This window comes from Streptomyces sp. B93 (assembly GCF_018070565.1).
Lineage (GTDB): Bacteria > Actinomycetota > Actinomycetes > Streptomycetales > Streptomycetaceae > Streptomyces.
Map to the genome: position 1 here is coordinate 24,618 of NZ_JAGPXL010000029.1, position 19,236 is coordinate 43,853.

21 protein-coding genes are annotated in these 19,236 nt (G+C 71.2%); 7 read left to right on the forward strand and 14 right to left on the reverse strand.

Annotated elements, in window-relative coordinates; translation table 11 throughout:
• Positions 1-9: 9 nt before the first annotated feature.
• The 10 genes from KBY47_RS24510 to hemL all read right to left on the reverse strand — a co-directional run bounded on the left by KBY47_RS24510 (position 10) and on the right by hemL (position 9,770).
• Positions 10-414 (reverse strand): SRPBCC domain-containing protein, encoded by a 405-nt coding sequence (locus KBY47_RS24510; protein WP_210924251.1) that lies wholly within the window; start codon positions 412-414, stop codon positions 10-12.
• A 38-nt stretch (positions 415-452) separates the two neighbouring features.
• Positions 453-1,403 carry a CU044_5270 family protein gene (locus tag KBY47_RS24515; RefSeq protein WP_210924253.1) on the reverse strand — a complete coding sequence of 317 codons (951 nt, stop codon included), beginning with the start codon at positions 1,401-1,403 and terminating at the stop codon, positions 453-455.
• Positions 1,400-2,005 carry an RNA polymerase sigma factor gene (locus KBY47_RS24520; protein ID WP_308405263.1) on the reverse strand — a complete coding sequence of 202 codons (606 nt, stop codon included), beginning with the start codon at positions 2,003-2,005 and terminating at the stop codon, positions 1,400-1,402. Before KBY47_RS24520 ends, KBY47_RS24515 begins: the two co-directional genes overlap by 4 nt.
• Positions 2,006-2,084: 79 nt before the next feature.
• Positions 2,085-3,197: a c-type cytochrome biogenesis protein CcsB gene (gene ccsB / locus KBY47_RS24525; protein ID WP_210924255.1), complete on the reverse strand. Its 1,113-nt coding sequence runs from the start codon at positions 3,195-3,197 to the stop codon at positions 2,085-2,087.
• Positions 3,194-4,915 carry a cytochrome c biogenesis protein ResB gene (locus tag KBY47_RS24530; RefSeq protein WP_210924257.1) on the reverse strand — a complete coding sequence of 574 codons (1,722 nt, stop codon included), beginning with the start codon at positions 4,913-4,915 and terminating at the stop codon, positions 3,194-3,196. Before KBY47_RS24530 ends, ccsB begins: the two co-directional genes overlap by 4 nt.
• 3 nt (positions 4,916-4,918) lie before the next feature.
• Positions 4,919-5,689, reverse strand: coding sequence for a cytochrome c biogenesis protein CcdA (locus KBY47_RS24535; RefSeq protein WP_210924387.1), 771 nt, complete (start codon positions 5,687-5,689; stop codon positions 4,919-4,921).
• 7 nt (positions 5,690-5,696) lie between these two features.
• The gene (locus tag KBY47_RS24540; RefSeq protein WP_210924258.1) at positions 5,697-6,329 is read right to left on the reverse strand and encodes a TlpA disulfide reductase family protein; all 633 of its coding nucleotides are present in this window, start codon (positions 6,327-6,329) and stop codon (positions 5,697-5,699) included.
• A gap of 66 nt (positions 6,330-6,395) precedes the next feature.
• Positions 6,396-7,637, reverse strand: a complete 1,242-nt coding sequence (locus tag KBY47_RS24545; protein WP_210924259.1) for a hypothetical protein — start codon at positions 7,635-7,637, stop codon at positions 6,396-6,398.
• 133 nt (positions 7,638-7,770) lie between these two features.
• A complete protein-coding gene (locus KBY47_RS24550; protein WP_210924260.1) occupies positions 7,771-8,457 on the reverse strand; it encodes a histidine phosphatase family protein in 687 nt (228 codons plus the stop codon).
• The gene (gene hemL / locus KBY47_RS24555) at positions 8,454-9,770 is read right to left on the reverse strand and encodes a glutamate-1-semialdehyde 2,1-aminomutase (protein WP_210924261.1); all 1,317 of its coding nucleotides are present in this window, start codon (positions 9,768-9,770) and stop codon (positions 8,454-8,456) included. The genes KBY47_RS24550 and hemL overlap by 4 nt, the downstream gene beginning before the upstream one ends.
• Positions 9,771-10,021: 251 nt before the next feature.
• On the opposite strand from hemL, the gene KBY47_RS24560 reads away from it, so the two are divergent.
• Positions 10,022-10,624 (forward strand): hypothetical protein, encoded by a 603-nt coding sequence (locus KBY47_RS24560; protein ID WP_210924263.1) that lies wholly within the window; start codon positions 10,022-10,024, stop codon positions 10,622-10,624.
• Between the two features lie 140 nt (positions 10,625-10,764).
• Here the strand turns inward: KBY47_RS24560 and KBY47_RS24565 are convergent, their stop codons facing one another.
• Together KBY47_RS24565 and KBY47_RS24570 are read right to left on the reverse strand one after the other, a co-directional pair.
• Complete coding sequence (locus KBY47_RS24565; protein ID WP_210924265.1) at positions 10,765-11,169, reverse strand: ArsI/CadI family heavy metal resistance metalloenzyme; 405 nt, start codon at positions 11,167-11,169, stop codon at positions 10,765-10,767.
• 34 nt (positions 11,170-11,203) lie between these two features.
• On the reverse strand, positions 11,204-12,595 hold the full coding sequence (locus KBY47_RS24570) for an NAD(P)-binding domain-containing protein (RefSeq protein WP_210924266.1): 1,392 nt from the start codon (positions 12,593-12,595) through the stop codon (positions 11,204-11,206).
• Between the two features lie 148 nt (positions 12,596-12,743).
• Between KBY47_RS24570 and KBY47_RS24575 the strand changes: the two genes are divergently transcribed.
• Positions 12,744-13,124 (forward strand): metalloregulator ArsR/SmtB family transcription factor, encoded by a 381-nt coding sequence (locus KBY47_RS24575; RefSeq protein WP_210924268.1) that lies wholly within the window; start codon positions 12,744-12,746, stop codon positions 13,122-13,124.
• 9 nt (positions 13,125-13,133) lie between these two features.
• Here KBY47_RS24575 and arsB read toward each other — a convergent pair whose 3' ends face one another.
• Entirely contained in the window at positions 13,134-14,222 is a 1,089-nt protein-coding gene (arsB, locus tag KBY47_RS24580; RefSeq protein ID WP_210924270.1) for an ACR3 family arsenite efflux transporter, read from the reverse strand.
• Positions 14,219-14,527 carry a helix-turn-helix transcriptional regulator gene (locus KBY47_RS24585; protein WP_210924272.1) on the reverse strand — a complete coding sequence of 103 codons (309 nt, stop codon included), beginning with the start codon at positions 14,525-14,527 and terminating at the stop codon, positions 14,219-14,221. Before KBY47_RS24585 ends, arsB begins: the two co-directional genes overlap by 4 nt.
• Before the next feature lie 87 nt (positions 14,528-14,614).
• On the opposite strand from KBY47_RS24585, the gene KBY47_RS24590 reads away from it, so the two are divergent.
• The 5 genes from KBY47_RS24590 to KBY47_RS24610 all read left to right on the forward strand — a co-directional run bounded on the left by KBY47_RS24590 (position 14,615) and on the right by KBY47_RS24610 (position 18,685).
• Positions 14,615-15,250 carry a low molecular weight phosphatase family protein gene (locus KBY47_RS24590; protein WP_210924274.1) on the forward strand — a complete coding sequence of 212 codons (636 nt, stop codon included), beginning with the start codon at positions 14,615-14,617 and terminating at the stop codon, positions 15,248-15,250.
• Between the two features lie 77 nt (positions 15,251-15,327).
• Positions 15,328-15,747: an arsenate reductase ArsC gene (locus KBY47_RS24595; protein ID WP_210924281.1), complete on the forward strand. Its 420-nt coding sequence runs from the start codon at positions 15,328-15,330 to the stop codon at positions 15,745-15,747.
• Between the two features lie 180 nt (positions 15,748-15,927).
• Complete coding sequence (modA, locus tag KBY47_RS24600) at positions 15,928-16,743, forward strand: molybdate ABC transporter substrate-binding protein (RefSeq protein ID WP_247695164.1); 816 nt, start codon at positions 15,928-15,930, stop codon at positions 16,741-16,743.
• On the forward strand, positions 16,740-17,615 hold the full coding sequence (gene modB, locus KBY47_RS24605) for a molybdate ABC transporter permease subunit (protein WP_210924290.1): 876 nt from the start codon (positions 16,740-16,742) through the stop codon (positions 17,613-17,615). The genes modA and modB overlap by 4 nt, the downstream gene beginning before the upstream one ends.
• Positions 17,612-18,685, forward strand: coding sequence for an ABC transporter ATP-binding protein (locus KBY47_RS24610; protein WP_210924292.1), 1,074 nt, complete (start codon positions 17,612-17,614; stop codon positions 18,683-18,685). The genes modB and KBY47_RS24610 overlap by 4 nt, the downstream gene beginning before the upstream one ends.
• The last annotated feature ends 551 nt before the right edge of the window (positions 18,686-19,236 follow it).

A 19,236-nucleotide genomic window follows, 5' to 3' on the forward strand; every position in this document is an offset into this window, starting at 1 on the left:
CTCCGTGCGTCACGGCGACGGACCCTCGATGTCGATCAGGCGTTCGAATCGAGCCCGCCACTCCGCCTCCGACTCCCCCTCCCCGCGGAACTCGCGCGTGAAGCGCAGGACGCACGCCTCGGCGCCGTCCCGTTCCAGGTGGAAGCGGATGCGGCCGCCCTCCCCCACGGTGTACTCGGCGACCCGGTCAACGTCCCAGGCGGTGATCTGTCCGGAGCCCGTGCCGCGGAGGGTGACCGCGCCGCCGAGCCGGGGTTCGAGCACATCGGCCGGGGTGAACCAGGCCGCGAGCCCCTCCGGCGTGGCGAACGCGGGCCAGACCGCCTCCATGGGCCTCGGGAGCCGTACCAGGAAGTGCAGGAGGTGGGTGTTCCCGTGGGTCTGGCTGGTGCCCTGTTCGACGGAACCGGTCATGACTCCAGCGTGACCCCGAAGGGGACGTCGCGCACCCCTTACGGCCGCTCCCCCGGCGCGTCCACGACGGCCCGGCGCAGCACCGCGGTGTTGCTGGTCACGGTGCCCTTCTTCACGTCCGAGTAGTCCTCGCTGGCGACGCTTCGCTCACCGAGGAGTTCGAAGGTCTCCCTGTCGAAGATCCACTCGTCCCGGGTCGGGTTGTCCGGGTCCTGGCGGGCGATCGCGACGCCCTCGCGGCCCGCCGCGTCGACCGCGTTCTCCACGACCGTCACGCCGGGGATGCGGGCGACCGCGCGGTAGAGCGCCGCGCTCTGCTCCGGCGGCACGATCGCGTCCCGGATCAGATCGCCGACCAGCACGAACATGGCCTGGTCGGTCTGCTGGCCGCTGTAGTCGGGTGCCGTCTCGCGCAGCCAGTCGTACATCGCGTCGGCGTCGGTCGGCAGGGTGGCCAGGTGGCGGTAGTTGGTGGAGACCTCGTAGCCCAGCTCGCCCCGCTGCGCGTCGGGGTCCACGGGCCACTGGCCGCGGCCCGTCTCCCGGACCAGCCCCTTCCTCGTGCCGTCCACGGAGTGCCACTGTTCCAGGCGGTGCAGCGGCGGGATCTTCGTCTTCGCTCCCTCCTCGTACTGGGCGTAGGACACCTTGCTCTCCACGTACACGAACTGGTCGTCGCGGATCTCGCCGTACGTGACGTCCTCGCCCTCGGCCGCCAGCGCGATGTCCTCCAGCAGCGCGACGGTGGCCCGGCTGGGCGGCTGGGCGGTCGCGTCGCCGCCGTCCGGGAGGGCGGCGAAGGTGAGGGCGGCGACCGTCGCCACGGCCGCCGCGGCGATCGCGGGCCGCAGCCACCGGGTGCGGCGGGTGCGGGCGGGTAGGGGCTCGTCGCGCCGGATCTCGGTCATCAGATGCTCCTTGAGGAGTCGGTGACGGCCCGGCGGAAGGTCTCGCTCAAGAGGTTCCGGGAGTTCCGGAAGCTGGTTCATCGGTTTCCCTCCCTCAGGGGCCTGACCGCGGTGGTGCGGTCACCTCTCATCTGTCCGGCGCTTTGCGGGAGTTCCAGGTGTTTGGCGAGTTTTGCGCGCGCCCGGGAGAGCCGCGACCGCACCGTCCCGACCGGCACCCCGAGCGCCTCGGCGGCAGCCGCGTAGTCGAGCCCGCCCCACACGCACAGCGCCAGCACCTCCCGCTCGGCCCGCCGCAGCCTCCCCAGCGCCTCCTGTACGAGGCCCAGTCGCCCGGCGTCGTCCACGCGCCCGGCGACCTCGTCGGCGAAGTCCCGTACCGCCTCCTCGCGCGGCAGCCGGGCGACGGCGGCGGCGTGCCGCCGGGCGGCGCGGCGGACGTTGCGCGTGACGTTGGTGGCGATGCCGAGCAGCCAGGGCCTCAGCGAGCCGCCCTCCTCGTCGAGCCTCGTGCGCAGCCGCCAGGCGTCCAGGAACGTCAGCGAGACGACGTCCTCGGCGGTCGCCCACTCCCCGGTGAGCCGGTAGGCATGGTTGTAGACGGAGCGCGCGTACGCGTCGAAGAGTTCACCGAAGGCGTCGTGGTCCCCCGCGCGGATGCGTTTCCGCAGATTCGTCTCCACGTCCTTGTGTCTGTCCGTACGCCGAGGGCCGGTTCCCGTGAGGTGTCTCACGGGAACCGGCCCTCAAAGGGTTCGCGGATCAGAAACCGGCGGCCTGGAGGACGCCGAGGCCGACGTCGGCGTAGGAGTGCTTGCCGGAGACGAACATGTTGACGCCGTAGTAGTTGAACAGCCAGCAGGCGAAGGCGAGCAGGGCCAGGTAGGCGGCCTTGCGGCCCTTCCAGCCGGCGGTGGCGCGGGCGTGCAGATAACCGGCGTAGGCGACCCAGGTGATGAACGACCAGGTCTCCTTGGGGTCCCAGCCCCAGTAGCGGCCCCAGGCGTCACCGGCCCAGATGGCGCCCGCGACGATCGTGAACGTCCACAGCGGGAAGACGGCCGCGTTGACCCGGTAGGAGAACTTGTCCAGCGAGGCCGCGGCGGGAAGCCGCTCCAGGAAGGACGTGGCGAACCGGCCGGGCGTGCCGCCGCCGGCGAGCTTGTTCTCGTAGGAGTCCCGGAAGAGGTACAGGATCGTGCTGACGGCGCCGACGTAGAAGACCGCGCCGCACAGGATCGCGGTGGAGACGTGGATCCACAGCCAGTACGAGTGGAGCGCGGGGACCAGCTGGTCGCTCTCGGTGTACAGGACGGTGACGGCCAGGCCGAGGTCGAGGAGGACGGTGGTGATCAGGAAGAGGCCGAGCCACCGCACGTTCGTCTTCAGCGCCAGCAGCAGCAGGTACACGCCGACGGCCGTGGTGGAGAAGGTGATGTTGAACTCGTACATGTTGCCCCACGGCGCCCGCTCGACCGAGAGGGCCCGGCAGAGCACCCCGCCGAACGCCAGCAGGAACCCCAGCGCGGTGAGGGAGACGGCGATCCGCCCGTACAGGTCGCCCTGCTCGCTCCCGCCGTGCGCGCCGGGCCCGTCCGGCACGTCCCGGGCTCCGGCGGTGGCCCGCACCGTCACCTTGGGCCGCTCCAGTACGGCGGTGCCGCCCGCCTTCCGCGCGGTGACCGCCGGAGCGGCGGCCTTCTCCTCCCGCGGCTCGGTGAGCGCAGCGGCGGTACGGCCGACCTTGCTGCGGCTGCCGAACAGCCACTCGGCGATGTAGGCGAAGAAGGCCAGGGTGTAGACGGCCATCGCGGAGTAGATCAGCGTGTTGCTGATGTTCGCGAGGTTCTCGTGGGTCGCGGCGGCGAGAGTCACTTCTCAGCCCCTTCGGCAGGAACAGCGGAGTGGGTCGGGTCGGGTTCTTGGTCTGCTTCTGGGTCCTGGCCGGGGTCGGGTGCGCCCGGTGCCCGTTCGTAGAGGAGTCCGGCCAGGTCGCCCAGTTCCTCGGGCACCTTCGCGGACTCGCTGCGGCCGAGTCCGGCCATCTCCACGACGGTCACCCCGTCGGCGCCCCGCACCGCCCGCACCCAGACGCGGCGGCGCTGTACGAACAGGGAGGCGGACAGGCCCAGGATCGCGGCGACGGCTCCGGCGAGCGCCCAGCCGCTCGCGGGCTGCTTGGCGATCTGGAAACCGGCCCATTCCTGGACGCCCTCGAAGGTGATCGAGCCCTGGCCGCCGGGCAGCTCCATGGTCTCGCCGACCTTCAGCCGCTGTTTGGCCAGTTCTCCGTCGGAGTCCTTGAACTCCTTCAGGTGGGTCTTGTCGAGCTGGTAGACGCTCTGCGGAATCCCGGAGTCCACGCCGAGGTCGCCGTGGTACGCGTTGAGCGCCAGGCGCGGGTTCAGCAGCGCCGGGAACTGGGACAGCATGGTGCCGCTGCCCTCCCCGGCGAAGGTCGGCACGAAGAAGGCCTGGAAGCCGAGCTGTTCCCGCTCGCCGTCGGCGTTGCGGTAGCCGTCCATGACCTTGATCGCGCCGGTGGAGGTGATGTTGCCGTCCTGCGGCAGCAGCGGCACGGCCTCCTTGTCCAGTACGACCTTGCCGCTGGCGTCGCGGACCGTGACGACGGGGGCGTAGCCGTGGCTGACCAGGTAGACCTTGGAGCCGCCGATGTCCAGCGGCTCGTTGACCTGGACGGTGGTCTTCTGCTCCGCGCCGAACGCGCCGACGCTGTAGGTGAGGTCGGCCTCGAAGGTGCGGGCGGTGCCGCGGTTGGGTCCGGAGGGCTCGTAGGTGCCCCGGAAGTCGCCCAGCTTGAAGCTGAAGGAGTCCAGGTCGTCCTGGGTGAAGAGGTTGCCGGACTTGAAGTCGTCGTACTGGGTGAGGGTGTTGGCGAAGCCGTCGCCCTCCAGGACCAGCTTGTTGCCCTCGTACTTGAACAGCTGGCCCCAGGCGAACGCGACCAGCATCAGGATCAGCGCGAGGTGGAAGAGGAGGTTGCCGACCTCGCGGAGGTAGCCCTTCTCGGCGGCGACGGCGTCCCCGGCGGTGTGGGCGCGGAACCGGCGCTTCTTCAGCAGCGCGAGCGCCGCCTCCCGTACCTGCTCGGGGTCGGTCTCGGTGCGCCAGGTGGTGTGCGCGGGCAGCCGGGTCAGCCGTCGGGGGGCGCCCGGCGGCCGGCCGCGCAGCTGGCCGACGAACTGCCAGGTGCGCGGGACGATGCAGCCGATGAGGGAGACGAACAGCAGGATGTAGATCGCGGAGAACCACACCGAGCTGTAGACGTGGAAGAGACCGAGCTTGTCGTAGACCGGTCCGAGGGTGGTGTGCCGCTGCCGGAAGTCGGCGACCTGGGTGGCGTCGACGCCGGTCTGCGGGATCAGCGAGCCGGGAATGGCGGCCAGCGACAGCAGCAGGAGCAGCAGCAGCGCGACCCGCATGGAGGTCAGTTGCCGCCAGAACCAGCGGGCCCAGCCGATGACGCCGAGGGCGGGGAGGTTGGGGGCCTCCTCGCTGGGGGCGGTGGAGAGCTGGGAGCCCGCGGCGCCGAGGTCCTGGTCCTCGGCCGCGGGCGTTGTCGTCTTGGTCATCGGTCAGATCCCCACAGTGAAGCCGTTGGACCAGGTCTGCATCTCCTGCACCAGGCTGTCCCACGCGCCGGTCAGCAGCAGCACACCGGTCGCGATCATCATCACGCCGCCGGTGCGCATCACCCACACATAGTGGCGCTTGATCCAGCCGAAGGCGCCGAGGGCCTTGCGGAAGGCTACGGCGGCGAGCACGAAGGGCACCCCGAGGCCGACGCAGTAGGCGACCGTCAGCAGCGCGCCGCGCCCGGCGCTGGCCTGGTTGAGCGCGAGCGCCTGCACCGAGGCGAGGGTCGGCCCGATGCAGGGCGTCCAGCCGATGCCGAACAGCGCACCCAGCACGGGGGCGCCGACCAGACCGGCCACCGGGCGCCGGTGGAAGCGGAACTCCCGCTGGGTCAGCCAGGGCATCAGCCCCATGAAGAAGACGCCCATCAGGATCATCAGCACGCCGAGCACCCTGGACAGCACGGTCTGCTGTTCTTGCAGCTCCTGCCCGAAGAACCCGAACAGCGCCCCGCCGGAGACGAACACGACCGTGAAGCCGAGCACGAACAGCGAGGCGCCGACGGCCATCCGGCCGCGCCGGGCGTCGGCGAGGTCGGTGCCGCTGACCCCGGTGACGTACGACAGGTAGCCGGGGACGAGCGGGAGGACGCAGGGGGAGAAGAAGGAGACGAGGCCGCCGAGGACGGCGATCGGCAGGGCGAGCAGCAGGGCGCCGTTGAGGACGGTGTCGTTGGTCCCGGTGGCGGCGAGCGCCGTGAGTCCGGTCACAGCCACGTCACTTCTCCGCCAGGACCGGGTCGAGCATCTCCCGCAGCTTCTTCTCGCTGAGCGCCTGGAGGGTGCGCGCGGCGATCTTCCCGTCCCGGTCGATGACGAGGGTGGAGGGGATGGCCTGCGGGTTGAGGGTGCCCTTCTCGAAGCGGAGCATCAGCTTGCCGGTCGGGTCGTAGAGGCTCGGGTAGGTGATCCCGAACTCCTCCTCGAAGGCCCGTGCCTTGCTGGTGTTGCTGTCGCGGGTGTTGATGCCGACGAACTCGACGCCCTGGTCCTTGGTGTCGTCGTAGACGGTCTGGAGGTTCTTGGCCTCGGCCCGGCAGGGTGAGCACCAGGAGCCCCAGATGTTGAGGACGACGACCTTGCCCTTGTGGTCGGCGACATCGAGCTGCCCGCCCTCGACGGTCTCGCCGGAGAGTTCGGGGGCGGCCGTCCGCTCGCCCCTGGCGACGGTGTCGATGCCGTCGGACCCGGCGACGAAGCCGGTGTCACCGCCGCCTCCGGAGGTGCCCCCGGTGGAGCAGGCGGTGAGGACGAGTGCCGCGACGGCCGCACCGGCGGCGAGCGGGTGGACGCGGCGGCGGGTGCGGCGTGGGCGGTTCGAGCGCTGGGGGGCGCGGCTGGCGGCACTCATGTGAAAAGTTTCGCATGCCCGTTCTGGGGATCTTGCCCACCCCCCTGGGGGTTGCGAGGCCCCTGCTCAGAACTGTCGCCAGCCCCCGGTCGGCGCCTGTCCGACGTCGAGGGTGCGCAGCTTGTCGAGCACCGCGGGCGGCTGTACGTCCAGCCAGTCCACGAACTGCCGGAAGGAGACGAGCCGCACGTCACCGCCCTTCTCCCGCTCCCGGGCGATGTGCTTCAGGGCCTTTTCCACGGCGTCCATGTAGATGCCGCCGTTCCACTGCTCGAAGTGGTTGCCGACGAAGAAAGGCGCCCGATTGGTCTCGTATGCCCGCTTGAATCCTGATATGTAGGCCTGAGTGGCCTGTTCCCGCCACCCCGGATAGTTGTGGGCGGGGGCGTTGGTGGAGTTGATGGACTGGTTGGCGAGGATGTTGTAGTCCATGGACAGCACCTCGAACGAGTGCCCGGGGAAAGGTATCTGCTGCAACGGCAGGTCCCAGAGCCCCTCCCGCTTCCCCGGCCACACCTGACGCCCGCCGGGCGAGGAGGCGTCGTAGCGCCAGCCCAGCTCACGGGCGGTAGTCAGCAGGTTGTCCTGGCCGAGCAGACAGGGTGTGCGCCCGCCGACGAGTTCCTTGTCGTAGTCGAACGGCAGCGACTCGATCTCCGTCCACCCCGTGTTGGTCCGCCACTCCTTCACGAAGGACTTCGCCTGGTCGATCTCGCTGCGCCACTGCGCGGGCGTCCAGTTGCCGACCGAGCCGTACCCGGCGCAGAAGTGCCCGTTGAAGTGGGTGCCGATCTCGTGCCCCGCCAGCCAGGCACGGCGGACGTTCTTCAGCGTGTCCTTGATGTGCTCGTCGGTGAGGTAGCCGATGTCGGAGGCACCGCGCACGTTGTTCGGGGGGTCGTAGAGCCGCTTCTTCGACTCGGGCAGCAGATAGATCCCGGAGAGGAAGAAGGTCATGCCCGCCCCGTGCTCCTCGGCGAGGTCGAGGAAGCGCGGGAAGAGGCCGTTGCCGACCTCACCGGCGCCGTCCCAGGAGAAGACGACGAACTGCGGCGGCGTCTGACCGGGCTCCAGCGGCTCGGGCTCCGGCGGCTGGTGGGGCTGCTTGCCGGTGTAGGAGGTGGAGCCGTCACCGATCGGCCGGGCGCGGAAGCCCCGGGGCTCCTTGCTCTTCTTGCCGCCACCGGTCGGGGAACCGGCACCGGGGGCACCCCCGTCTGAGGGTGTGGGACCACCGCAGCCCGTGAGCCCGGCGGCGGCAGCCCCCGCACCGATCCCGATGACTCCCCGTCGGGTGAAGTTGCGCATGGCGCCCCCGTCCCTCGCATTCCGTGCTGGTCACACAGTCAGATGAATGCGACGAACGGATGGTTTCCCGGGATTCGCGGAGATTCCGCAACGAATGTCACAGACGGGTGAGGGAACGCCCCGCGGGCGCCCCTCACGCCCCGAAGGCCTTGTCCTTCCCCTTCACCGGCTTGGCGCCGGCGAGGAGATGGGCGGGGACCAGGTCACGGGCGGGCTCGGTGTACCCGACGGAGACGATCCGGTCGCCCTGGTACGTGAAACTCGTCAGCGACGCGAGCGTGCACTGCCGTTTGCGCGGGTCGTGCCAGAGCCGCCGCTTCTCCACGTACGACCGCACGATCCAGATCGGCAGCTGATGGCTGACCAGCACGGCCTCGTGCCCCCGCGCCTGGTCCTTGGCCGCGTCCAGCGCGCCCATCATCCGCACCACCTGGTCGACGTACGGCTCTCCCCAGGACGGCTTGAACGGGTTGACGAGGTGCTTCCAGTTCTCCGGCCGCCGCAGCGCCCCGTCCCCCACCCCGAAGGTCTTGCCCTGGAAGACGTTCTCGGCCTCGATGAGCCGGGCGTCGGTGGCGAGGTCGAGTCCGTGCGCCTTGGCGATCGGCGTGGCCGTCTCCTGCGCCCGCTCCAGCGGCGAGGCGACGACGTAGGTGATGTCGCGGTGGGCGAGGTGCTCGGCGACCCGGTCGGCCATCCGCCGCCCCAGCTCGGACAGGTGGTAGCCGGGCAGCCGCCCGTACAGCACCCCGTCGGGGTTGGCGACCTCGCCGTGCCGCATGACATGTACGACGGTGATGTCCCGCGTCTCGTCCCTCATGCCGTGGCCTCCGCGGCGGCGCGGGCGGCGGCGGGCAGGGCGTCGGCGATCCGCTGGACGGCCCGCTCGTCATGGGCGGTGGAGACGAACCACGACTCGAAGGAGGAGGGCGGCAGATAGACGCCGCTCGCCAGCAGCGAGTGGAAGAACGCGGTGAACCGGAACGACTCCTGCGCCTTGGCGTCCTCGTAGTCGCGCACCGGCCGGTCGGTGAAGAAGACGGAGAACATGTTGGAGGCGCTCTGGAGGGTGTGCGCGACCCCCTCCTTGCCGAGCGCCTCGGTCACCAGCGTCTGGATCTGCGCGGAGACGGCGTTGACCTTGTCGTAGGCGGCGTCGTCGAGCAGCCGCAGCTGCGCGAGCCCGGCGGCGGTGGCGACGGGGTTCCCGGACAGCGTGCCCGCCTGGTAGACGGGCCCGGCGGGAGCGAGGTGGGCCATCACATCGGCGCGCCCCCCGAAGGCGGCGGCGGGGAACCCGCCACCCATCACCTTCCCGAAGGTCATGAGGTCGGGCCGCACGCCGTCCACCCCGAACCACCCGCTGCGGCTGGTCCGGAACCCGGTCATGACCTCGTCGGAGATGTAGAGCGCCCCGTTCTCCGCGCAGGCGTCCTTGAGCCCCTGGTTGAACCCGGGCAGCGGCGGTACGACGCCCATGTTGCCCGGCGAGGCCTCGGTGATCACACAGGCGATCTCACCGGGATGGGCCCGGAAGGCGGCGTGCACGGCTTCGAGGTCGTTGTACGGCAGCACGATGGTGTCGCCCGCCTGGGCGCCGGTGACGCCGGGGGTGTCGGGCAGCGCGAAGGTGGCGACCCCGGACCCGGCGGCGGCGAGCAGCGCGTCCACGTGCCCGTGGTAGCACCCGGCGAACTTGATCACCTTGGACCGCCCGGTGAACCCGCGGGCGAGCCGGATGGCGGACATGGTCGCCTCGGTCCCACTGGAGACCAGCCGCACCTGCTCCACGGGCTCGATCCGCGCGACGATCTCCTCGGCGAGCGCGACCTCACCCTCACCGGGCGTACCGAAGGACGTACCGCGCGCCACGGCCTCCTGTACGGCGGCGATCACCTCGGGGTGCGAGTGCCCGAGGATCATCGGCCCCCAGGAGCACACGAGGTCGACGTACTCGCGTCCGTCCGCGTCCATCAGGTACGGACCGGTGCCGGACACCATGAACCGGGGCGTACCGCCCACCGCGCGGAAGGCCCGCACCGGGGAATTCACGCCGCCCGGCGTGACGACGGCCGCACGGTCGAATAGAGCCTGCGAGGCAGGCGCGTCGTATGAATAGGGGGCTTCGCTCATGACCTGCGACTTCTCCGACTTCTCGGACTCCGGTTGACGGGGACCTCCTCAGGGTAGGCCAGCGCCCCACCCCGACCGGGAGCGAATATGTCTGATCAATCCACCACCATCTGCGAGACTGCTGCGAGGACCCCGCGGACAGGTGTTTCCGCGCGCACGTTTCGGCGAGCGGCCGTGGGGGAGGTCACTGACACGATGATCGGGTTGCGCGGCGGGCGCCACGCGTCCTAGAAAAGCAGTCGGGTGGAGATATGCATCGCGGTGGCGGACTGGGCGAGGGGACTGACGACCTGGGTCCTCGACGTGCCCGGCGGGGAAGGCACCGGCGCGACGCGGAGGAAACAACCGAAACACGTCGGACACCGGACGGACCGGGCGTTCCCGGCGTACCGAGTGAGCGCAGGAATGGTGGTCGGGTGGGGGTGACGTACAAGTACTTCGGCGCACCGGACGGCGCGACCGCGGCCCGCGTCCCGATCTCGATGCGCCCCGAGGAACTCGGCGGCGACGAGCTGGGCATGAACGGCATGTTCACCAAGATCAAGCCGGAGACCATGGCCGCCATGGTCCTCACCGGCATCGAAGGCGTCCCCCTCCACAAGGTGCCCCCGCTGGAGCTGGTCGTCCTCCACCCCGACTACGCCGTCGTCAAGCTCCCCATGACCGTCGTCGACCCCCTCCGCGGCATCGGCGAGGAGGCCGTCGGCGCCGCCGCCTTCATCTGGTCCACGGTCCCGGACCGCGGCGGCCCCCGCGACGCGTTCAACGTCTACCAGCTGCTGCACGAGTGGCAGGACTTCAGCCATCGGTTGCATGAGGCGGGGCACCAGCCTTATTGCCTGGTGTGGCCCTGAGCTGCTGGTCAGGAGTGTGACGGGGCGGCTGTAGGCCCAGCAAAGGGCGCGGCTGGTGGCGCTGCTTGCGCGTGAACGGGGCCGCGACCGGGCCCCGTTCCGGTCGCGGCCGGGGTGGTGGGCGTCCGGGGCGTGGAAGGTCAGCAGCAGGTACCGGTCGCGGTGGGCTCCGGTGCCGGAGTGTCGGCCTTCACGACGTACACCTCCCAGCGTTCGCTGCCGGGACCCCGTACCCAGACCTTGTCCTGGAGGGCATGGCAGCAGGTGGTGTCGTTCTCCTCGCGGGTGGTGAGACCGGCGTCGGTGAGGCGGGCGGTGGCGGCGTGGACCTCGTCGGTGGTGGCCACCTCGACGCCGAGGTGGTCCAGGCGGGTCTCCTCACCCGGCTCGCCCTGGAAGAGGACGAGCTTGAGCGGGGGCTCGGCGATGGCGAAGTTGGCGTAGCCGTCGCGGAGTTTGGCGGGCTCGGCGTCGAACAGCTTGCCGTAGAAGCTGATCGCCGCCTGGAGGTCGGGTACGCGGAGGGCGAGTTGCACGCGGGACATGACGTACCTCCTGGTAGGTGGACGGGGACTGGGGTCAGCCGCAGCAGCCGCCCGCCGGGGCTTCCTCGGCGGTGGCACCGGCTGCCGCGGGCGCACCGAGCTGGACGAGCTGCGGCGCGGGCGCACAGCAGCCGCCGCCGTCGGTCTGCTGGGTGTCGGGGGCGTCGAACAGGCCGGCCCCGCCGCAGACTCCGGTCTCGGGGAGGGTGAGTTCGACGCGGTCGGCGGAGTCGAGGTCGCCCGCGATCGCGGCGACGACGGAGCGGACCTGCTCGTAGCCGGTCATGGCGAGGAACGTCGGGGCACGGCCGTAGGACTTCATGCCGACGAGGTAGATGCCCTGTTCGGGATGGGACAGCTCGCGGTGGCCGTGCGGGTAGACGGTGCCGCAGGAGTGCTGGTTGGGGTCGATCAGCGGGGCGAGCTGGAGCGGGGCCTGGAGCCGTTCGTCGAGGCCGAGGCGGATCTCCGAGAGGAACGACAGGTCGGGGCGGAAACCGGTCAGCACGATCACCTCGTCGACCGGGTCCAGGCGGCGGCCGTCCTCGCCGACCAGGACCAGACGGCCGTCACCGTCGCGTTCGAACGCCTCGGTGCGGAAGCCCGTGACCGCGTCGGCGTAACCCTCGTCGACGGCGGCCTTGGCCGCAAGGCCCAGCGCACCGCGGGCGGGCAGCTGGTCGGCCTCGCCGCCGCCGAACGTGGAGCCGGAGATGCCGCGGCGCAGCACCCACACCGCGTGCGTTCCCTTGCCGTCCTCGGACTTGGCCAGCTCGGCGAGGTAGGCGAGCGCGGTGAACGCGGAGGCGCCGGAGCCGATCACGGCGGTGCGCCTGCCCGCGTGACGGGCGCGGACGACGGGGTCCTTGAGGTCGGGGACGCGGTAGGTCACGCGGTCGGCCGCCGCCTGCTCGCCGAGCGCGGGCAGACCGCTGCCACCGGCCGGGGAGGGGGTGGTCCAGGTGCCGGAGGCGTCGATGACCGCGCGGGCGAGGACCCGCTCCTCGCGGCCGTCGGCGTACTCGGCATGGACGACGAACGGCTGGGCCGCACGGTCGGCGTCGACGATCCGGTCGCGGCCCGAGCGGGAGACACCGGTGACCGTGGCGCCGAGGCGGACCCGGTCGCCGAGGACGTCGGCGAGGGGCCGCAGGTACCGCTCCGCCCAGTCCCCGCCGGACGGGTACGCCGCCGGGTCGGGGCGCGTCCAGCCCGTGGGGGCGAGGAGCTTCTCGGCGGCCGGGTCGACGACTTCGCCCCAGGGGGAGAACAGGCGTACGTGGCTCCACTCACGAACGGCCGCACCGGCACCGTCGCCCGATTCCAGCACGAGCGGCTCGATGCCGCGCTCGACGAGGTGTGCGGCGGCGGCGAGTCCGGTGGGGCCGGCTCCGATGACGACGACGGGGAGCTGCTGGGTGCTCATCAGGTGTCGAACTCCTGTTTTGATGGACGTCGATGTATCGCGCTGCCAGCATGGCACCTGTTTCGATGTGCGTCAACATAGACGTTTATCGAAATTGAGCGTTCCAGTGGGGAGGCACCGCTGGTTTGACGTGTGTCAACATAGATGCATGTCGAATACCGAGATGCTGCCCTTGCTCGACGCCGTCGACGGTCAGGTCGTCGCGCCGTGCTGTCCGCCGCTCACCGAGCGGCCGTTCACCGCCCAGGAGGCCGAGACCGCCGCGGCGATGTTCAAGGCGCTGGGCGATCCGGTGCGGCTGCGGCTGTTCTCCGCCGTCGCCTCCCATGAGGGCGGGGAGGCGTGCGTGTGCGACATCTCCGACGTCGGGGTCTCCCAGCCGACCGTCTCCCACCACCTGAAGAAGCTCAAGGAGGCCGGGCTGCTCACCTCCGAGCGACGCGGCACCTGGGTCTACTACCGGGTCGAGCCGTCCGTGCTCGCCACCATGGGCAGGCTGCTCACCGGCACCGGCCGCGCACCGGCCTGACCGCCGTGATCAACCCCGCCGCGCGGTGGTGAACCTGCGCCGCCAGGCCAGCGAGACGTACACCAGCGCCACGAGCACCGGCACCTCGATCAGCGGGCCGACGACGCCGGACAGGGCCTGGCCCGAGGTGACGCCGAAGGTGGCGATGGCGACCGCGATGGCCAGCTCGAAGTTGTTGCCCGCCGCGGTGAAGGCGAGGGTGGCGGTGCGGTCGTAGGCGAGTCCGAGGGCCTTGCCGAGGGCGAAGGTGCCGAACCACATCACCGCGAAGTAGACCAGCAGCGGCAAGGCGATGCGGGCGACGTCCAGCGGCTGCGAGGTGATCGTCTTCCCCTGGAGGGCGAAGAGGATGACGATCGTGAAGAGCAGGCCGTACAGCGCCCAGGGGCCGATCCTCGGCAGGAAACCGGTCTCGTACTTCTCACGGCCGAGCTTCCGCTCTCCGATACGGCGGGTCAGGAAACCCGCGACCAGCGGGACGCCGAGGAAGATGACCACGTTCAGGGCGATCTTCCACATGGAGATGTCCAGGCGCTCGCCGTCGCCGAGGCCGAGCCAGCCGGGGAGCAGGTCGAGGTAGAACCAGCCCAGCAGGCCGAACGCCAGCACCTGGAAGATGCTGTTCAGAGCGACGAGGACGGCCGCGGCTTCGCGGTCGCCGCAGGCGAGGTCGTTCCAGATGATGACCATGGCGATGCAGCGCGCGAGGCCGACGATGATCAGGCCGGTGCGGTACTCGGGCAGGTCCGGCAGGAAGATCCAGGCCAGCGCGAACATCACCGCGGGCCCGAGGACCCAGTTGATGACCAGGGAGGAGACCATCAGCTTCCGGTCGCCGGTGACCGCGTCCAGCCGGTCGTAGCGGACCTTGGCCAGGACCGGGTACATCATGACCAGCAGGCCGAGCGCGATCGGCAGGGAGATCCCGCCGACCTCCACCTTCGCCAGGGCGTCGTTCAGCCCGGGGACCACGCGCCCGAGCCCGAGGCCGACGGCCATGGCGAGCAGGATCCACACGGCCAGGTAGCGGTCGAGGGTGGAGAGCTTGGCGACGACGGACGCATCCGGTGTCGTCGCGGACGCTTCGGTGCGGGTCACGGGCAGGCCCTCTTGTTCTCGGCGGCACCACGGGCGGACTCGGCCAGTTCGGCGAACTGGCCGGCGAGCGAGGCGATGACGTCGGGGCGCAGCTTGTAGTACGTGTACCGGCCGCACGGCTCGGTCTCCACGACCCCGGCCTCGCGCAGCACTCTCAGGTGGTTGGAGAGGTTGGTCTGCCGGGCCCCGGTCTCCTCGACGAGGTGGGTGGTGCACAGCGTCTCGCGGGCGAGCAGGGTCACGATCCGGAGCCTGAGCGGGTCGGCCAGCACCCGGATCAGGTCAGTGTCGACTGACGTCATCATGGGCTGATACTGTCACATCACCCGACGCTGACACCAGCCGGGGCTGACCTACAGTCCGTCACGTCAGGCCCGTCGAAAGGGTCTTCCATGTCCTCCGCCCCCTCCCCCGCCCTGCCCGACGAGCGCCTTGCCGCCGGCGCCGCCCGGCTGGCCACTCGGCACGCCGGCCGGTTCGCCGTCGAAACCGTGCAAGGCCTCCTCGCCGACTCCTACCTGCGGCTGGCCGCCACCGCACGGGTCAGCACCCACCTGGTGGTGCTGGCCGAGCGGTTCGCGGCCGAGCGCCTCGACGCCCTCGCCCACGTCGAGGGCACGCCGGGCGTGGGGCTGCCACGGGTGCTGTTCGTGTGCAGCCACAACGCCGGACGCTCCCAGCTCGCGGCCGCACTCCTGGAGCACCGGGCGACCGGCCGGGTCACCGTCTCCTCGGCGGGCACGCACCCGGCGGCCGAGGTCGAGCCCCACATCGCGCAGGTCCTCACCGAGGTGGGCGCCGATCTCGCCGGGGCGTTCCCCAAGCCGCTGACCGACGAGGTCGTACGGGCCGCCGACATCGTCATCACGATGGGCTGCGGGGACGCCTGCCCGGTCGTGCCCGGCCGCCGCTATCTGGACTGGCCGGTGGCCGATCCCGACGGCGCCGCCCTCGGAGTCGTACGCCGGATCCGCGACGACATCGACGCCCGCGTCGCCGACCTGCTCGCCAGCCTGCCGGGCGCCTGAACCCTTTCCGCACCACCCGTCAACCGCCTGCCCAGATCCGCCCATCACCTCCCCACCGCCTCGTGAAGGAAGAACGCATGTCCTCCGCTCCGCTCGCCTCCGTGCTGTTCGTCTGCGTCCACAACGCCGGCCGCTCGCAGATGGCCGCCGGATTCCTCCAGCACCTCGCGGGCGACCGCGTCGAGGTTCGCTCCGCCGGCTCTCTCCCCGGCGACCGGGTCAACCCGGCCGCCGTCGAGGCGATGAAGGAAGTCGGCGTCGACATCTCCGCCGCCGAACCGAAGGTCCTGACGACCGAGGCCGTCCAGGCGTCCGACTACGTGATCACCATGGGGTGCGGGGACGCCTGCCCGGTGTTCCCCGGCAAGAAGTACCTCGACTGGGCCCTGGAGGACCCCGCGGGCAAGGGCGTCGAGGCCGTCCGCCCGATCCGCGACGAGATCAGGACCCGCATCGAGGCCCTCGTCGCCGAGATCGACGCGAAGCGGGAGGCGTGACGCCGTCGGCTGCCGCGCGGTCGAACGGCGCCCCCCTCCCTGTGTCTTCCGCTCCGCACTTGCCAGGCATGTAGTCTCACAATCTCGCTTCTGCGGCACCCGGAGTGACTTTCCCCTTGCACCTGCGGCATTATCGTGCGCGTAAGCGCGTCCGTCAGGAGCAGAGGGAGTGGATCCGTGATGCCCCGTTCCGGAGGCTGGATGCGCCGTGGGCGCCTGGGGGTGGCCGGGGTGGTCGCCGGTGCCCTGCTGGGGCTGGGTGCCTGTTCGTCGCCCGGCTCCGACGCCTCCGCGCGGTCGGACGGTGCCTCGGGGAAGCCGTCCGGGGAGGTGACCGTCTTCGCCGCCGCCTCGCTGAAGGAGAGCTTCACGACACTGGGCGAGCGGTTCGAGGAGCGGTACCCCGGCACCGAGGTGACCTTCAGCTTCGGCGGCAGCGACGCCCTCGCCGCGAGCATCACCGGTGGCGCCCCGGCGGACGTGTTCGCCTCGGCCAGCCCCAGGACGATGGAGATCGTCACCGCTGCCGGTGCCGCGTCCGGCAAGCCCGCCGTCTTCGTCCGCAACCAGCTGGAGATCGCCACCCTGCCGGGCAACCCGGACGGGATCGCGTCCCTGAAGGACCTCACCGGGTCCGGGCTGAAGGTCGTCCTGTGCGACGAGTCGGTGCCGTGCGGGGCCGCGGCGCGGCAGGCGCTGGACGCGAGCGGGCTGAAGCTCACGCCGGTCTCCTACGAGGAGGACGTCAAGTCCGCCCTCAACAAGGTGGTGCTGAAGGAGGCCGACGCCGCCCTCGTCTACCGGACCGATGTGCGGGCGGCCGGGGACAAGGTGGAGGGCGTGGACTTCCCCGAGTCGGCCGACGCCGTCAACGACTACCCGATCACCCTGCTCGAGGAGTCGGGGAACACCGCGACCGCCGAGGCGTTCATCCGGTTCGTGCGGTCCGGGGAGGGGCAGCGGGTGCTGACCGGGGCGGGGTTCCTCCAGCCGTGATCTCCCGGTCCCCGTCCCAGCCGAGGCCCCAGGGCCCGCCCTCGCCCTCGCTCCCGTCCCGGTTCCGGCCCCGGTTCCGGTCCGGAGGGAACAACCGAGGTGCCCCCCTCCCCCTCCTCCTCCCCGCGCTGATCGGTCTCTTCTTCCTCGTCCTGCCGCTCGTCGCGCTGCTGATCCGTGCCCCCTGGCGGAGCATGCCCGACCTGCTGACCAGCGCCGAGGTGTGGCAGGCGCTCCGGCTTTCCCTGGTCTGCGCGACCGCGGCCACCGCGGTGAGCCTGGTCGTCGGGGTGCCGCTGGCCTGGCTGCTGGCCCGGGTGGAGTTCCCGGGGCGCGGGCTGGTGCGGGCCCTCGTCACCCTGCCGCTCGTGCTGCCGCCGGTCGTCGGCGGTGTGGCGCTGCTGATGGCGCTCGGCCGCAACGGGGTCGTGGGCCGGTGGCTGGACGACTGGTTCGGGGTCACCCTGCCGTTCACCACGGCGGGCGTGGTGGTCGCGGAGGCCTTCGTGGCGATGCCGTTCCTCGTCATCAGCGTGGAGGGCACCCTGCGCGCCGCCGACCCCCGCTACGAGGAGGCCGCCACCACCCTCGGCGCCTCCCGCTTCACCGCCTTCCGCCGGGTCACCCTGCCGCTGATCGCGCCGGGCGTCGCGGCGGGCGCCGTCCTCGCCTGGGCCCGCGCGCTCGGCGAGTTCGGCGCGACCATCACCTTCGCGGGGAACTTCCCGGGCCGCACCCAGACCATGCCGCTCGCCGTCTACCTGGCCCTCCAGAACGACCCGGAGGCGGCGATCGCCCTCAGTCTGGTCCTGCTCGCCGTGTCGATCGCGGTGCTGGCGGGGCTGCGCGACCGGTGGATGACCGCCTCATGACCGGCGGCGGGGACGACAAGCGCCAGGGCGCCGAAGGGCTCGACGCCCGGCTGGTGGTCGAGCGGGGCGCCTTCCGTCTCGACGTGGCGCTCAGCGCGGCGCCCGGTGACGTGGTCGCCGTGCTCGGCCCCAACGGCGCGGGCAAGACGACCGCGCTGCGGGCCCTGGCCGGTCTCGTCCCGCTGTCCGGCGGGCATCTGCGGCTGGACGGGCGGGAGTTGGACGGTACGCCGCCGGAGTCACGGCCGGTCGGGGTGGTCTTCCAGGACTACCTGCTCTTCCCGCACCTGTCCGCGCTCGACAACGTCGCCTTCGGCCCGCGCTGCCACGGCGCCTCCAGGGCGAAGGCCCGCGCCCAGGCCGCCGAGTGGCTGGACCGGCTGGGTCTCGCCGCGCACGCCGCGAGCAAGCCCCGCAAGCTGTCCGGTGGCCAGGCCCAGCGCGTCGCCCTCGCCCGCGCCCTGGCCACCCACCCGCGCCTGCTGCTGCTGGACGAGCCGCTCGCCGCGCTCGACGCCCGTACCCGGCTCGACGTACGCGCCCGGCTCCGCCGCCACCTGGCCGACTTCGAAGCGGTCGCCGTACTGGTCACGCACGACCCGCTGGACGCCATGGTGCTGGCCGACCATCTCGTCGTCATCGAGGACGGCCGCAGCGTCCAGGAGGGCGCACCGGCCGACATCGCCCGCCACCCGCGCACCGACTACATCGCCCATCTGGTCGGCCTGAACCTCTACCGGGGCCGGGCCGACGGCCACGCCGTCCGCCTCGACGACGGACCCGCGATCACCACCACCGAGGACCTCACCGGGCCGGTCTTCGTCGCCTTCCCGCCCAGCGCGGTCACCCTGCACCGCGACCGGCCCACCGGCTCCAGCGCCCGCAACCTCTGGCGGTGCGAGGTGGCCGGTCTGGAGACCCACGGCGACCGGATCCGCGCGGCCCTCGGCGGCGAACTCCCCCTCGCCGCCGACCTCACCACCATGGCCGCCGCCGAACTGGACCTCCGTCCGGGCGGCACGGTGTGGGCGACGGTGAAGGCGACCCAGACCCACGCCTACCCCGCCTGAGGCGTCCCCCACCAGCCCTCGCGTGACGCACATCACATGCCCATCTTTGATCACGCAGCGCTACACATCATCGCCGCAGGCACCCCACAACCCCCTCCGGACCCCTGGCCGAAAACGCTCTCTACGCGGCCCGGCGCACAAATGAGTTGCGATTTCCGCCAACCCCCTCCCCCCACAGGTCAGTCACGATTCCAGCCCCCGCGATCGCGACAGGTATAGACCTCAATTCGAGCACTTGAGCGAGTGGCCGAAGAATACCGACCGCCCGCCCGGTGTCGCCGGAAGCACTGATGTCGCCCGCATCCCGGCATAGCCCGTTAATCCGGATGAGCCCCGGAACCCTCCGTAACCAGCCTCCCCCACCTGCGGATTCCCTGCCGGAAACCCCCTTCCCCCCGATGATCCGTAGGCCTAGGTTCGTGGAGGCCGCGAGGGGCGGGGGACACGGAGTCCGGTGTGGAACGGGCCGGACGCCCCTCGCGGCATCGCAGTCGAGGGAGGGGGACGGGGGCTTCGCGGGTTCACGGCACGTCGTAGTGCAACGTCCGGGG